Source organism: Microbacterium invictum (genome assembly GCF_034421375.1).
GTDB classification, from domain to species: Bacteria; Actinomycetota; Actinomycetes; order Actinomycetales; family Microbacteriaceae; genus Microbacterium; species Microbacterium invictum_A.
This window is the reverse complement of record NZ_CP139779.1, coordinates 1,842,750-1,856,950: the sequence shown is the minus strand read 5'-3', so window position 1 is coordinate 1,856,950 and position 14,201 is coordinate 1,842,750. Positions and strand designations below refer to the sequence as shown.

17 protein-coding genes and 1 tRNA gene are annotated in these 14,201 nt (G+C 69.9%); 5 read left to right on the top strand and 13 right to left on the bottom strand.

Annotated features, from left to right (window positions below; all coding sequences use genetic code 11):
* The first annotated feature begins 16 nt into the window (after positions 1-16).
* Genes T9R20_RS09015 through T9R20_RS09000 form a run of 4 tightly spaced genes read left to right on the top strand, consistent with a single transcriptional unit; the run spans position 17 to position 3,473 of the window.
* Entirely contained in the window at positions 17-700 is a 684-nt protein-coding gene (locus T9R20_RS09015) for a DedA family protein (protein WP_322408979.1), read from the top strand.
* A gap of 4 nt (positions 701-704) precedes the next feature.
* Positions 705-1,739, top strand: a complete 1,035-nt coding sequence (locus tag T9R20_RS09010; protein WP_322408977.1) for an App1 family protein — start codon at positions 705-707, stop codon at positions 1,737-1,739.
* Between the two features lie 44 nt (positions 1,740-1,783).
* A complete protein-coding gene (locus T9R20_RS09005; protein ID WP_322408975.1) occupies positions 1,784-2,524 on the top strand; it encodes an SOS response-associated peptidase in 741 nt (246 codons plus the stop codon).
* Positions 2,505-3,473, top strand: coding sequence for a 3-methyladenine DNA glycosylase (locus tag T9R20_RS09000; RefSeq protein ID WP_322408973.1), 969 nt, complete (start codon positions 2,505-2,507; stop codon positions 3,471-3,473). Before T9R20_RS09005 ends, T9R20_RS09000 begins: the two co-directional genes overlap by 20 nt.
* Here T9R20_RS09000 and T9R20_RS08995 read toward each other — a convergent pair.
* Both T9R20_RS08995 and T9R20_RS08990 read right to left on the bottom strand, forming a co-directional pair.
* Complete coding sequence (locus T9R20_RS08995) at positions 3,356-4,585, bottom strand: glycoside hydrolase family 3 N-terminal domain-containing protein (RefSeq protein WP_322408971.1); 1,230 nt, start codon at positions 4,583-4,585, stop codon at positions 3,356-3,358. The genes T9R20_RS09000 and T9R20_RS08995 overlap by 118 nt on opposite strands.
* 41 nt (positions 4,586-4,626) lie before the next feature.
* Positions 4,627-5,796, bottom strand: coding sequence for a PQQ-dependent sugar dehydrogenase (locus T9R20_RS08990; protein ID WP_322408970.1), 1,170 nt, complete (start codon positions 5,794-5,796; stop codon positions 4,627-4,629).
* Between the two features lie 365 nt (positions 5,797-6,161).
* On the opposite strand from T9R20_RS08990, the gene T9R20_RS08985 reads away from it, so the two are divergent.
* Positions 6,162-6,353 (top strand): hypothetical protein, encoded by a 192-nt coding sequence (locus T9R20_RS08985; protein ID WP_322408968.1) that lies wholly within the window; start codon positions 6,162-6,164, stop codon positions 6,351-6,353.
* On the opposite strand, the gene T9R20_RS08980 is transcribed toward T9R20_RS08985, so the two are convergent.
* The 11 genes from T9R20_RS08980 to rplU form a co-directional block, all read right to left on the bottom strand.
* Positions 6,329-7,333, bottom strand: coding sequence for an epimerase (locus T9R20_RS08980; protein ID WP_322408966.1), 1,005 nt, complete (start codon positions 7,331-7,333; stop codon positions 6,329-6,331). The two genes, T9R20_RS08985 and T9R20_RS08980, sit on opposite strands and share 25 nt — an antisense overlap.
* Before the next feature lie 71 nt (positions 7,334-7,404).
* Positions 7,405-7,477: transfer RNA gene (locus T9R20_RS08975), tRNA-Ala, on the bottom strand.
* A gap of 42 nt (positions 7,478-7,519) precedes the next feature.
* Entirely contained in the window at positions 7,520-7,897 is a 378-nt protein-coding gene (rsfS, locus tag T9R20_RS08970; RefSeq protein ID WP_416182975.1) for a ribosome silencing factor, read from the bottom strand.
* Between the two features lie 23 nt (positions 7,898-7,920).
* Entirely contained in the window at positions 7,921-8,916 is a 996-nt protein-coding gene (locus T9R20_RS08965) for a hypothetical protein (RefSeq protein ID WP_322408962.1), read from the bottom strand.
* Entirely contained in the window at positions 8,913-9,509 is a 597-nt protein-coding gene (gene nadD, locus T9R20_RS08960; RefSeq protein WP_322408960.1) for a nicotinate-nucleotide adenylyltransferase, read from the bottom strand. Before nadD ends, T9R20_RS08965 begins: the two co-directional genes overlap by 4 nt.
* 9 nt (positions 9,510-9,518) lie before the next feature.
* Complete coding sequence (locus T9R20_RS08955) at positions 9,519-9,746, bottom strand: hypothetical protein (RefSeq protein WP_322408958.1); 228 nt, start codon at positions 9,744-9,746, stop codon at positions 9,519-9,521.
* A 48-nt stretch (positions 9,747-9,794) separates the two neighbouring features.
* Positions 9,795-11,021 (bottom strand): glutamate-5-semialdehyde dehydrogenase, encoded by a 1,227-nt coding sequence (locus T9R20_RS08950; protein ID WP_322412148.1) that lies wholly within the window; start codon positions 11,019-11,021, stop codon positions 9,795-9,797.
* A 110-nt stretch (positions 11,022-11,131) separates the two neighbouring features.
* A complete protein-coding gene (gene proB / locus T9R20_RS08945) occupies positions 11,132-11,956 on the bottom strand; it encodes a glutamate 5-kinase (RefSeq protein ID WP_322408957.1) in 825 nt (274 codons plus the stop codon).
* Positions 11,953-13,458 carry a GTPase ObgE gene (gene obgE, locus T9R20_RS08940; RefSeq protein ID WP_322408956.1) on the bottom strand — a complete coding sequence of 502 codons (1,506 nt, stop codon included), beginning with the start codon at positions 13,456-13,458 and terminating at the stop codon, positions 11,953-11,955. The genes proB and obgE overlap by 4 nt, the downstream gene beginning before the upstream one ends.
* Positions 13,459-13,552: 94 nt before the next feature.
* Complete coding sequence (rpmA, locus tag T9R20_RS08935) at positions 13,553-13,807, bottom strand: 50S ribosomal protein L27 (protein ID WP_322408955.1); 255 nt, start codon at positions 13,805-13,807, stop codon at positions 13,553-13,555.
* Positions 13,808-13,825: 18 nt separating this feature from the next.
* Entirely contained in the window at positions 13,826-14,134 is a 309-nt protein-coding gene (gene rplU / locus T9R20_RS08930; RefSeq protein ID WP_322408954.1) for a 50S ribosomal protein L21, read from the bottom strand.
* Between the last annotated feature and the right edge of the window lie 67 nt (positions 14,135-14,201).

Below are 14,201 nucleotides of genomic sequence, written 5' to 3'. Positions count from 1 at the left end.
GCCGTAGGCTCGAGCCGTGAACGAGATCCTCTCCGGGATCCTCGACGCCGTCCAGAGCGTCGACCCCATCGTGCGGACGGTGCTGGCGGGGATCGCCATCATGCTCGAGACGAGCGTGCTGGTAGGTCTCGTCGTTCCCGGCGACATGATCGTCATCGTCGCGGCCACCGCCGTCTCCTCGCCGTGGGAGGGCGTGATCCTCGCGGTCGTCGTCGTGCTCGGAGCGCTCGCCGGCGAGACGATCGGGTTCTATCTCGGACGCTTCCTCGGCCCCTGGATCCGACGATCGCGACTGGGCCGGTGGATCGGCGAAGAGAAGTGGGCGCGGTCCGAGCGCTACCTGCAGCGCCGGGGCGGGCCTGCGATCTTCCTCTCGCGCTTCCTGCCGGTCCTGCACTCGCTCGTGCCGCTCACGGTCGGGATGAGCGGCTTCGCGTACCGACGGTTCCTCGCCTGGACGGCGCCCGCCTGCATCCTGTGGGCGGCGCTCTACGTCAGCGTGGCATCCGCCGCGGCGGGGACCTATCGCGAACTGGCGGATCAGCTGCACTTCGCGGGGTATCTCTTCGTCGGAGCCATCGTCGTCTTCCTCCTCCTCGTCTTCGCCGTGGAGAAGATCGTCGAACGCCTGGAGCGCCGGCACTTCGAACCGGATCCGGTCGCGGAGTCGACGGGTGAGGTCGACACCGTGAAAGACTGAGGTGATGTCCGAGACCACTCCGTCGCCCGGGGCGAAGGTGTTGTGGCTCGCTCGCCTGGAGTACCGTTTCCACGCGTGGCGGGAACGACGCGCCCGTCGCCGCGGTCAGCGACCCACGGTCGCGCCGTTCCCCGGCTACGGGGGCGTGGACTGGGTGAGGGTGCTCGGCCGCGTTCTCATCGTGCCTCCCGCCCGCACCACCGAGTCCGGCGAGTACGCGGGCGTTCGCGGATGGCGCAGCTTCGCCTCGGTGCCGGTGGGCTACGCCCAGGTGCGGGTGACGATCGCAGGCACCGAGCACGAGGTCGTCGCCGACCGGGGCGGCGTGATCGACACCGTCCTCCCCGCAGCCCTCGAGCCCGGCTGGCAGACCGTGACGATGTCGGTCGAGGGCGGAGAGTCCGTCGAGACCCGCCTCTTCATCGTCGCGCCGCAGGTGCGCTTCGGCGTGATCTCGGACGTCGACGACACCGTCATGGTGACCGCTCTCCCGCGTCCTCTCCTCGCTGCATGGAACTCCTTCGTGGTCGACGAGCACGCCCGCCAACCCGTCCCGGGGATGGCGGTCCTCGCCGAGCGACTGGTCCGTGACAATCCCGGGTCGCCGTTCGTCTACCTCTCCACGGGCGCGTGGAACATCGCCCCGACTCTCATGCGCTTCCTTCGTCGTCACGTCTACCCGGCGGGCGCCATCCTCCTCACGGACTGGGGTCCGACCCACGACCGCTGGTTCCGCAGCGGCAAAGAGCACAAGCTGGAGAATCTGCGCCGCCTCGGCCGGGAGTTCCCGGATGTCAAGTGGCTCCTCATCGGCGACGACGGACAGCACGACGACGAGATCTACACGACCTTCACCAGCGAGAACCCCGGGAGCGTGATCGCCGTCGCCATCCGGCGCCTCTCCCCCGCGGAGGCGGTCCTGGCCGGTGGGCGCACCGCCGTGAACGATCACTCCGCAGCAGGCGTCCCCTGGGTCACCGGCCGAGACGGCGCCGAGCTCCTGGACAGACTGCAGGCGGTCGGCGTCGTCGTCTCGTAACGGCCGGGGTCTGCCACGTCCGACGCCGGTCGTAGGCTGATCGCATGTGCGGTCGGTTCGTGGTGGCAAACGTCGGCTCGGAACTCGTGGGGGTGCTGCGGGTGGACGTCGAGAGCGAGGATCTTCCCGCCCCGTCCTACAACATCGCGCCGACCTCGTCGGTGGCCATCGTGCTCGATTCGGGCAAGACCGAACCCCCGACCCGTCGCCTCGAGCCGGCGCGCTGGGGCCTGGTGCCCGGGTGGGCGAAGGACGTCAAGGTCGGCGCCCGGGCGTTCAACGCTCGCTCCGAGGAGCTCGAGGACAAGCCGATGTTCCGCCAGGCGCTCACCAAGCGCCGCGCGATCATCCCCGCGACGGGCTACTACGAGTGGAAGCAGGTGGACGGCGCGAAGATCCCGCACTACATCCACCCCGCCGGCGGCGAGCCCCTGTTCTTCGGTGGTCTCTACGAATGGTGGAAGGATCCGTCGAAGCAGGACGACGATCCGGAGCGCTGGCTGCTGAGTTTCACGATCCTCACGCGGGATTCGATCGGAAGACTCGGATCCATCCATGACCGCATGCCCCTCTTCATGGATCCCGATCATGCCGACGCGTGGCTGGACCCGACGACCGAGAACGTCCGCGATGTTCTCGACGCGGCGATCGACGCCGCCCCCGCCGTGGCCGAGACACTGGACGACCACGTCGTCGACCGCGCCGTCGGGAACGTCCGCAACAACAGCCCCCAGCTCATCGAACCCGCCACGGACGCGGACGACGATGCTCCTCGAACGTCCTGAGTGGTCCGCGCGCGAGCGCATCCACCGCGAGAGGGCGCAGGATCTGACGGCTGCCCACCGAGCGCGGGCGCGACGCGGGGAGAAGCATCCCGTCGAGGACTTCCTGTTCACGTACTACTCCTACAAGCCCGCGATCCTCTCCCGGTGGCACCCCGGCGCGGCGGTCGACCTCGCCGACGCGAGTCGCGAGCCGCGCGCGGGTTGGCGGTGGTACGAGCCGGGAGAGACGCCGAACTCGCTGCGGGTGGATGCGCCTGGGTTCCGCCGCGCGTACGCCGCGCTCCTGCGGGGAATCGAGGGCCTCCTGCGAAGCACGCAGAGCCGGACACCGCTGTTCGGCTGCTTCGGGCTCCACGAATGGGCGATGCTGTACCGGTCTGCCGAGCGACGGCACGCCCTTCCCCTGCGCCTGGGATCACGTGGTACCGACGAGGTGGTGGAGGCCCATGAGCTGCGGTGCACCCACTTCGATGCCTTCCGGTTCTTCACTCCGGATGCGGTGCCGCGAAACCGCGATCCGCTCGATCGTTCGAGCCGGATCGAGTTCGAGCAGCCGGGATGCCTCCACGCCGGGATGGACCTGTACAAGTGGGCCGTGAAGGCAGGCCCCCTGGTTCCCGGTGAGCTGCTGCTCGATTCGTTCACGCTTGCACGCGACATCCGCGCGCTCGACATGGCCGCATCACCCTACGACCTGAGCGAATGGGGCTATGAGGCCGTCGCTATCGAGACGGCGCCCGGCAAGGCCGAATACGTGCGGCGGCAGCGCGAGCTCAGCGATCGGGCCCAGGGGCTTCGGATACGACTGTGTGACGTTCTGCGCACAGCGACTCAGCCGGCCGGCTCGCACGAGGCGCAGGGCGACATCCCCCGACCCTCAGCGGCCAGCAGAAGCCGCGCTTCCGCGACCCGGGTCGCCGCCTCATCCAGCCGGTCCTCGGAGAGCTGACCGGACTCGACGGCGGCAACGATGCCGGCCACGACGGCTGGGGCCGTCTCGGCCGTCGACGAGACCACCGTCAGCACCATGTCGTTCCCGGCGCGCAGCGCGGCGACCGAGTTCGCGACCGGATCGAGGTACGCGGGATCCCCCACCGCCTGGAGCATCCCTAGATCGTCGGTGATCGCGATGCCGTCGAAGCCGAGCTCTTCACGCGCGATCCGGTGCCATTCGGCCGACAGCGAGGCGGGCAACGGATCCACGGCGGTGTAGGACAGATGCCCGAACATCAGCAATTCCGCCCCGGCGTCGATCCCTGCGGCGAAAGGCCGGGCGTCGGCAGCGGTCCATTCCGCCTTCGGCATACTAGTGGTCGGGATGGTCGCATGGGAGTCCCCGGGCGCGGCTCCGTGGCCGGGAAAGTGCTTGATCGTCGACAGGGCACCGCCCGACTCGCCGGCGACGGCGGCGCCGACGCGCTCGGCCGCGCCGCCGGCATCCGTCCCCAGCGCCCGGCGGAAGATGAACTCCCCCGGCGCCGGTGCGACGTCCGCGACGATCCCGAAATTGACACCGATCCCGACCCGCTGCAAGAGCGCGGCGCGCGCCGCGAAGGCCGCGGCGGTGTCGGCGGCCGGAGCGTTCTTCAGCGTCAGGGCGGCGGGCAGCCTGTCCCACGGCAGGCGCGAGACATCGCCGCCCTCCTGATCCACAGCGATGAGCGGCGGGAAGGCGGGGTCGGTCGTCAGGGCGGTGGTGACCTGGGCGAGTGCCGCCTCGTCCGCCGGGATGTTCGCGCCCATCAGGATGAATCCGCCGATGCCGGTCTGCGACATGTATGCGCCCAGGATCGACGAGTCCGTTCCGGGGACGTGACCCATGACGACGCTCGCCGCCTTCTCCTGGACGCTCATCGACGCGACGCGCTCGGCCGCCAGCCGCCCGAGCGCGTCGGGGGGCGCCGGCTCGACCGACACCTCGGAGGTCGCGGCAGACCCGGAGGCGGCGTCCGCGCGGGTGTCGTCGGCGACCGCCGCGCCGGAGGTGGCGACGCTCAGACCGAGCGCCAAGGCGAGCACGGGCATCCCGCGCATCGCCCTCTCGCCACGCCGGTCTGTCACGTGTTCAGCCTACGTCCCGATGCGCGGACGCCGGGGTCGGGTCAGTCGACCCGTCCCAGCGGAACGCGCAGAAGCAGGTCGTCGCCGTCGCGCGGATCCCCGCGTCCATCGGTGTTGTTCGTCAGGACCCAGAGGCCGCCGTTCCCGTCCGCCACGACGTCGCGGAGGCGTCCGTAGCCGTCGAGGACCACGACGGGTGCTGCGGCGGCTGCCGTCGCCGACACGTCGATCGCCCAGAGACGCTCGCCACGCAGGCCCGTCATGAACACCGTCTCGCCGACCGCCGCGATCCCACTGGGGCTGGCCTCCGCGGTCGACCACACGGCCACCGGATCGACGAACCGCGCGTCTCCGACACGGCCCTCGGCATCGGGCCACCCGTAGTTGCCGCCCGCCTCGATGCGGTTGAGTTCGTCCCAGGTGTTCTGGCCGAACTCGCTCGCCCACATCGTGCCGTCCGCCGTCCACGCGAGCCCCTGCACGTTCCGGTGCCCGAGGGAGTAGACCGCGGTGCCGAACGGATTGCCCGGTGCCGGGTCCCCCTCTGCGGTGAGACGCAGGATCTTGCCACCGAGCTCCGCAGGGTCCTGCGCCGCCCCCACGTTCTGGGCGTCTCCGGTGGCGACGTAGAGGAGCCCGTCAGGGCCGAACGCGATGCGGCCGCCGTTGTGGGTGTTCGCTCGCGGGATGCCCGTGAAGACGGTCTCCATCTCGCCCAGTGCCCAGTCGCCGCCGTCCGAGGTCACGAGCCCTCGGACGACGCGGTTGTCGTCAGGCGCACCGTGGTAGGCGTACAGCCACGTTCGGCCGCCCTCCTCGAGGACGGCGAGGCCGTGCAGTCCTGACTCCCCACCCGACACCACAGCCTCGACGCGTCCGAGTTCCCTGACCGTCCCGTCGGTGCCGAGGACCCGGATGACCCCGCTGTCACGCTCGGAGACGGCCAGTGCACCGTCGGGCAAGGCGGCGACCGACCAGGGCGCCGTCAACCCTCCCGCGATCGCGGCGACGCCCTCGGCGGGGCGCCATCGACCTGTCGGCGAAGACACCGACGGCGCGGCGGACGGCGTTTCCGCGCGTGGCGCGACCGGATCCACCGTCCGCGGGTCGCTCGTCGGGGCGGCGGCGGGAGCCGGCGCACACCCTGCGCTTGCGAGGGTCAGGACGACGATCCAGAGGGCGAGCGTTCGCCGTCGTCGCGGAATCGTCACGGAAGAGCCCCCGGCCTTCCACAGCGCGCAGCGTCCGCGGACACGACAGCCCTCTCAGCCCCCGAAGCCCCCGGACCCTGCGTCGCGGCGCTGATCCATCGGAGATGCGTCGATGACACCGGGGTCTGCCCCTCCCGGACGTGGGCGGCGGGTCTCGTAGGTCTCCGCCTCCGGCCGCAGCACGTGAATCAGTCGCTGCCAGAGAGATCGCTTCGCCGCCATCGCCACACCGTCCGTCCTGGCCGGGAACCCCGCCCGTTCCTGAAGTCTAAGCGGCTCCTGCGCGTCGCGGCCCGATTCGAGCCGGAGGCAGCGGTACCGTCGAAGCGGTGAGAGGGGGCCGCATGGGCGAGCGGAGACAACGCATGAAGTCGACGGTGCGGGTGCCGCGGCACGGGTACGCATTCGTCACGATCACGGCGCGCGATGCCAACGGATTCGTCCACCACTTCGACGAGATCGAGACGCCGCTGGCGTCGCTGCGCGAGGCGGTCGCGGTGATGCAGCTCCAGTCGACGGCGACCGAGGCCGCTCACGACGCCGCGCGGGGCGCCTGACCCGACGCGGCGCGTTCGGCGACGACGGCATCCACGGCGTCGACGAGATCGACGTGCGAGAACTCGTAGCCCGCGTCCACGAGGACGCCGGGAAGCACCCACCGGCTCTTCAGGACGAGTTCCGGTTCGGTGCGCAGCAGCCACATGGCCGGCTCTAGCATCCACCGCCAGGACGGAATCCCGAGCGGCACGTGGACGGCGCGGCGGAGTGTGCGCATGAGTTCGGCATTGTCGCTCGGCCGGGGACTGGACAGATTCACCGGACCGTGGAGGTCGTCGCGCGCGATGAGGAACCGGATCGCGCCGATGACGTCGTCGAGGTGGATCCAGCTGAACTTCTGCCGCCCTCGCGTCCGATGAACGGGCGGCCCGACGTCGGGTCCGGACGGGTCGTCACCGATCCCTCGGTAGCGTCGGTGGGGAAACCACGGACCATCGTGCTGCGGACCGCCGAAGCCCACGCGGGCGAGCGTGAGAAGCAGACGCGTCGCGGGACCGTCGCCGAGCACGATGGCCATGCGCATCGCGACACGGCGGGTTCGGGGAAGGTCCCCCGCGAAGAACTCCCGCTCCCAGCTGCGGGCGACATCGACCGAGAACCCTTCGCCGATCCTGCCATCGGCCTCGGTGTGGGGCCTGTCCATCGTGTGGGCGTAGATCGTGGCGGTGGATGCGTTGAGCCACAGTCGCGGCGGGTGTCCCGCCGCGGAGATCGCGAGGCGGAGAGCAGCGGTGGTCTGGATGCGGGAACGGAGGATCTCGTCGCGGTTGGCGTCGGTGTAGCGGCAGTTGACGCTCTTCCCTGCGAGGTTCACGACGACCTCGGCCCCGTCGACGGCCGCGGCGATGCGGTCCGGGTCGTCCCAGGAGACGGCGTCCCGCCGACCGATGCGGACCACGTCGTAGCCATCCTCGGACAGAGCCTCGCACACTGCGGCACCGATGAACCCGCTCGCGCCGGCCACGACGGCCCGGGGCATGTGCTCTCCCCTCGCAATCGTGTGTTGGTCGTTCTACGACGAAGCCCCCGATCTCTCGGGGGCTTTCTCGGTGGACCTGAGGGGACTCGAACCCCTGACCCCCTGCATGCCATGCAGGTGCGCTACCAGCTGCGCCACAGGCCCGGATGCTGCCTCACGAGGCAACCCCACAAGATTACTACATCGTCACCGGTGACTCGAACCACGGGCGGCGTCCGCCTCGCCGACGTGGGCGGGCAGCTCGATGGGGACGACGGGGCAGTCCTTCCACAGCCTCTCGAGGCCGTAGAACATGCGCTCCTCCTCGTGGAACACGTGGACGACCAGGTCGCCGAAATCCAGCAGCACCCAGCGCGCCTCCTGGCGGCCCTCGCGACGGAGTCGCTTGTGTCCCGCTTCGAGCAGCTTCTGCTCGACCTCGTCGGCGATGGCCGCGACGTTGCGCTCGCTGCGCCCGGTGGCGAGCAGGAAGATGTCGACGAGGGGCAACGGCTCGGACACATCGAGGGCGACGAGGTCTTCGGCGCCCTTCGAGTCCGCGGCCGCCGCGGCGATCTGGAGCATCTCTCGGGAGTTCTCGGTGGCCGTCACGCGAACACACCGCTGACGAAGGCGAGGATGAGGACGGCGGCCAGCGCGAGCGCGAGAGCGCCGGCAGTGATGGCCAGCGCGATCATCAGGCGGCTGCCCTTCTCGGGCGCCGGGGGCTGGATGATCTCGCCGGGAAGCTTGACCGTGCTGATCGCCGCGCTTGCGGCGATCGGTGTCGGGGACGAGTGCGCCGGCAGCTCGCCGTCGACGAGGACGCTGTCGACGTCCTTGCCGTCGGTCGAGCCCGGAGCGTGGCCGGTGGACCCCAGACCGTCGGGCAGGTTCAGCATCCCGGTGATGATCACTTCGCCGGTGGCATTGACCGGGGCCATGATCTGCGGGGAGGGGGTCTGCGAGACGATCAGCGCGTGCGGCGTGCTCGAGGTCGAGGCCGGCGCGCGGGTGAGGAGCTGATCGAAGGAGGGCGGGAGATCGACCTGCACCGCCTCGGCTTCGAGGAGTTCGGCACCGAGCTTCGGGCTGACCGTCGCACGCTCGGTGGCGGTGTCGGTGGCCTCGGCAGGCGACTCGTCGGCGACGGTGCCGTCTTCGTGTGCGGTCGATTCGGCGACGACACCCTCGACGCTCGCGCGGTCCGCGGGTGCCGCAGCCTCGCCGGTCTCCGAGGTCCGCTCGGCTGCATGGGCGTGATGCGTCGGCGCCTCGAGCAGGTCCGGCGCGATCACCGGCACCGACGCCGTGCGGATCCGCTCCTGCTGCCTCGCCTGACGACGCGTCAGGGGCGAGACGCCGAGGTCGACCGCGGAGTCGGCCACGGGCGGTGCCCCGATGACAGCGGGTTCCGCGGCCCGCGCCAGGGGTGCCGGGGCGACCTCCGTCTTCTCCGGCGCCGCGCGCTCGGCGGGCACATCGACGGCATCCTGGCGGGCCGCGTCGATGGCTTCCCGGCTGACGACCGGAGTCGCGCCGGTATTGCGGATCTCACGCAGTTGCTTGCGGGTCAGCGGGGGATTCGCTGGATTGTCCGTCATTCCTTGCTCCGGTAGAGGTGATGCTTGGCAATGTATTGCACGACGCCGTCCGGCACGAGATACCACACCGGGTGGCCTCGACGAACGCGCTCTCGGCAATCGGTCGACGAGATGGCGAGCGCGGGGATCTGCAGCTGGCTCACGTCTTCGGTCGGCAGTCCCGCGGTGTCGAGCACGTGGCCGGGACGAGAGACAGCGACGAAGTGGGCGAGATCCCACAGCTCATCATGGTCCCTCCAACTGAGAATTTGCGCTATGGCGTCCGCCCCGGTGATGAAGAACAGTTGCGCATCGGGGCGTTGACTCTTCAGATCGCGCAGCGTGTCGATGGTGTAGGTCGGACCCGAGCGGGTGATGTCGACGCGACTGACGGTGAACTGCGGATTGGACGCGGTGGCGATCACGGTCATCAGGTAGCGGTGCTCGCTGTCGCTGACCCGCGTCTTCTGCCAGGGGTTTCCTGTCGGCACGAAAACGACCTCGTCGAGGTCGAAGGACTGCGCCACTTCGCTGGCCGCGACGAGGTGGCCGTGGTGGATGGGATCGAAAGTCCCCCCCATCACCCCGATCCTCGGGGGACGCGCCGAGCCCATGCGCGCGGCCTAGTGGCCGTGCCCCGCCTTCACGATGTCGTTCGCGTGGGCCTGGGAGTAGGCCTCGGCCTTGTGCGCGTGACGATTCGCCACGTTGCGGTAGGAAGCCGTGACGAGGGCGAGAGCCGCGAAGACGACGATCGCCACGATGCCGTACCACACCGTCTCCAGCGCCACGTTGCCGTGGGACTCTGCCTCTTCGGCGGCGAAGCTGACTAGCGTCGCGAAGGTCGTCATTCGGGCTCCGTTCGTTTTCCCGGGTGCGGGAGTTCCCAGTCTAGGCGGTCAGCCGCGCACCTGCCCGGCACCCCGCGCGATCCACTTTGCGCTGGTGAGCTCTGCCAGGCCCATCGGACCGCGGGCGTGCAGCTTCTGGGTCGAGATGCCGACTTCCGCGCCGAAACCGAACTCGCCGCCGTCGGTGAAGCGCGTGGAGGCGTTGACCATCACGACCGCCGAGTCGACCTCGGCGGTGAATCGCGCGGCGTTGGCCTCGTTCATCGTGATGATCGATTCGGTGTGCTGGGTCGAGTATCGCCGGATATGATCCAACGCGGCATCCAGATCGTCCACGACGCGCATTGCGACATCCAGACTCAGATACTCCGCCTCCCAGTCCTCCTCGGTCGCCGGAACGCCCTGTCCCGCGAGCTCCAGGATGGTCTCATCGCCGTGGACGGTGACGCCGTTCGAGACGAGCGCTTCCACGACGGCGGGCACCAGCCGATCGGCCGCCGCTCGGTGGATCAGCACCGTCTCCACCGCGTTGCACACACTCGGACGCTGCACCTTGGCGTTGACCACGATGTCCCGCGCCCACTCGAGGGGAGCGGTCTCGTCGAGGACGATGTGCACGACCCCCGCTCCCGTCTCGATCACGGGAACGGTGGATTCGGCGACGACGGTGCGGATGAGGTCCGCGCTCCCCCGCGGCACGAGCACATCGACGAGCCCTCGCGCGGTCATCAGCGCGCGAGCACCGTCACGGCCGAAGGGATCGACGGTCTGGATCGCCCCAGGGTCCACACCGACGGATGCGAGGGCCTGCTGCATGACCGACACGATCGCCGCGTTGCTCGACGCCGCCGCGCTCCCGCCGCGCAGCACCACGGCGTTCCCCGAACGCAGAGCGAGCGCGGTGATGTCGACGGTCACGTTGGGACGGGCTTCGTAGATGGCGCCGACGACCCCGAACGGCACCGAGACCTTCGTCAGGGCCACGCCGTTCGGCAGAGTGCGGCGGTCGAGGACGCGTCCGACGGGGTCGGGAAGGACGCTGATCTCGCGGACCGCCGCCGCCAACGCCGCCACGCGGGACTCGTCCAGCGACAGTCGGTCCTGCAGCGCCTCGGAGAGGCCGGCGTCGCGACCGCGACGGAGGTCGTCGGCGTTGGCCGCGATGATCTCGTCGGCGGCTCCGGCGATCGCGGAGGCGATGGCCTGGAGCGCCTCCCGCTTCTGCGCATCGCTGAGAAGACCGATCGAGCGCGCGGCATCCTTGGCCCTGCGCATCCGGGATTCCGCGCCGTCGTCGAAGCCGAAACCGGCTGTCGTATCGGGAGCCGTGGAGGCGGAGAGGGTCGACATCTCTCCAGGGTACCGATGCGCTCGGGATCCTCCGGTCACGCGGTCGTACGGATGGCGCCGGTCGGCACGGGCGTCCGCACGGGCTGCGGAACGAAGAATGTGCCGACCTGGTCGCCGGCGAGAGCGGCCTGCACGAGATCGGCGCTCGTCACCAGGGTGGCGATCCCCGACGCTGCGGCGAGCTTGGCCGCGGAGGCCTTCGTCGCGGCCCCCCCGGTCCCGACGCTGTTGACGACGACCGAGCCGAACTCGTATCCGGACAGGTCGTCGCCCGTCCCGACATCGACGATCGGGCGTGCGCCCGGCTCGTCCGGTGGTCGGGTGTAGAGGCAGGCGATGTCGCTCAGCAGGATCAGCGCATCCGCGCCGACCAGCTGCGCGACGAGGGCGGCGAGGCGGTCGTTGTCGCCGAAGCGGATCTCGTGCGTGGCGACGGTGTCGTTCTCATTCACGATCGGGAGGATCCGCAGCCCCAGCAGGCGCTCCATGGCGCGTCGGGCATTGGATCGGTGGGTGGGATTCTCGAGGTCACCCGCGGTGAGCAGCACCTGACCGGCCACGATGCGGAAGGGCCGCAGCGCCTCCTGATAGCGGTAGATCAGGACGTTCTGCCCCACGGCGGCGGCGGCCTGCTGGGTGGCGAGATCGCTCGGCCGTTCGTCGAGAGCGAGGAACGGCATGCCCGTGGCGATCGCGCCGGAGGACACCAGCACCACTTCGGTGCCGGCGGCATGTGCACCGGCCAGGGCCTCGACCAGGGGCTGGATCTTCGCGGCGTTGTCGCCGCTGATCGAGGATGACCCGACCTTCACCACGACGCGGCGCGCGCCCGGAATGCCGGCGCGATCGATCAGCGTCACTCGGACTCCCCGGGAGCCTGCCGTTCTGCTCGGCGTTCGGTCTCGAGGTCGGCGCGCGCCTGCGCCTTGGCGTCCATCCGCTCGTGATAGCGCTCGCGTCGCTGGGAGGTGGTGCGACGGGTGCTCTGATCGAACCGTGGGTCGGTGCCGCGGGGTGCGGCGATGAGCTCGGCGGCGGAACTCAGCGAGGGCTGCCAGTCGAAGACCACGCTCTCCCCCTCGCCGATGACCACGGTCGCGCCGGCGGTCGCGCCGACCCGATACAGCTCGTCCTCGACACCGAGTCGGTCGAGGCGGTCGGCGAGGAAGCCGACGGCCTCTTCGTTCTGGAAGTCCGTCTGCTGCACCCAGCGCACCGGCTTCTCACCGAGGATCCGGTAGACCGGACCGTAGGTGCCCCCCTCCACGCGCACGGTGAAGTCGGCATCCGATCCCTTGGGACGGATGACGACCCGTTCGACGGGCGGCTGCGACGCCTTCGCGACGCGGTGCGCGGCGATCACCTCGCCGAGCGCGAAGGTGAGCGGCCGCAGACCCTCGCGGGACACGGTGGAGATCTCGAACACCCAGAACCCGCGCGCCTCGAGCTCGGGACGGACGAGCTCGGCGAGGTCCTTCGCCTCGGGCACGTCGACCTTGTTCAGAGCGACGAGCTGCGGACGCTCCAACAGCGGGACCTGATCGTCGGGAACAGGGTAGGCCGCGAGTTCGGCGAGGATCACGTCGAGGTCGGTCAGCGGGTCCCGTCCCGGGTCGAGGGTCGCGCAGTCCAGGACGTGCACGAGCGCGGTGCACCGCTCGACGTGGCGGAGGAACTCCAGTCCGAGGCCGCGGCCCTCGCTGGCGCCTTCGATGAGACCGGGGACGTCGGCGACGGTGTAACGGACGTCGCCGGCCTGCACCACGCCGAGATTCGGATGCAGCGTCGTGAACGGATAGTCGGCGATCTTCGGTCGCGCCGCCGAGACCGCAGCGATGAGACTGGACTTGCCGGCGGAGGGGAATCCGACCAGTGCGACGTCGGCGACGGTCTTCAGCTCGAGGACGACATCGCCCTCCCACCCGGGGGTGCCCAGCAGCGCGAAGCCGGGCGCCTTGCGCTTCGGCGAGGCCAGTGACGCGTTGCCCAGGCCGCCGCGACCGCCGGGAGCGACGATGAACCGCATCCCCGCCTCGATCATGTCGACGAGGGTCTCGCCCGAGGGTTCCTTCACCACGGTCCCGACCGGGACGGCGAGTTCGAGGGACTCACCGGCGGCACCGGAGCGGTGATCTCCCATCCCGAACCCGCCGTTGCCTGCGCTGCGGTGGGGAGAGTGGTGGTACGACAGCAGCGTCGTGACTTGCGGGTCGGCCACGAGGATGATGTCACCGCCGTGACCGCCGTTGCCGCCGTCCGGACCGGCGAGGGGCTTGAACTTCTCGCGCCGGACCGAGACGCAGCCGTTGCCTCCCTTGCCCGCGCGCAGGTGCAGCGTCACCTGGTCGACGAAGGTGACCATCATGCTCCCTGCGGTCGGGCGACGCATCGCCGTGAAGTGGGAAAGGGGGCGAGCATCCGCCCGCCCCCTCCCGGAGAACTGCTCGAGGCGGCCGTTACTCGGCCGCGACGATGTTGACGACCTTGCGGCCGCCCTTGGTGCCGAATTCCACGGCGCCGGCGGACAGTGCGAAGAGAGTGTCGTCGCCGCCGCGCCCGACGTTCGCGCCGGGGTGGAAGTGGGTGCCGCGCTGACGCACGATGATCTCGCCGGCGAGGACCTTCTGGCCGCCGAAGCGCTTCACGCCCAGGCGCTGTGCGTTGGAGTCACGACCGTTGCGGGTGGAGCTTGCGCCCTTTTTGTGTGCCATCTCTACGTCTCCCTGGGCTTACTTGATGCCGGTGATCTTGACGCGGGTCAGGTCCTGACGGTGACCCTGGCGCTTCTTGTAACCGGTCTTGTTCTTGAACTTCTGGATCACGATCTTCGGGCCGCGCTCCTCGCCGAGGACCTCGGCGGTCACGGTGACCTTCGCGAGCTTGTCGGCATCGGTCGTGACGGCGTCGCCGTCGACGAGCAGGACCGCGGGGAGCTCGAGCTTGTCGCCCACGTTCGCCTTCTGGCGGTCGAGGACGACGATGGTGCCGACCTCCACCTTCTCCTGCCGGCCGCCGGCGCGCACAACTGCGTAAACCACTTCACACCTGTTTTTCTTCTGGGAGCGCACGCGCTCGGGATGTCACACAAGACGCGGTGCGGATTTC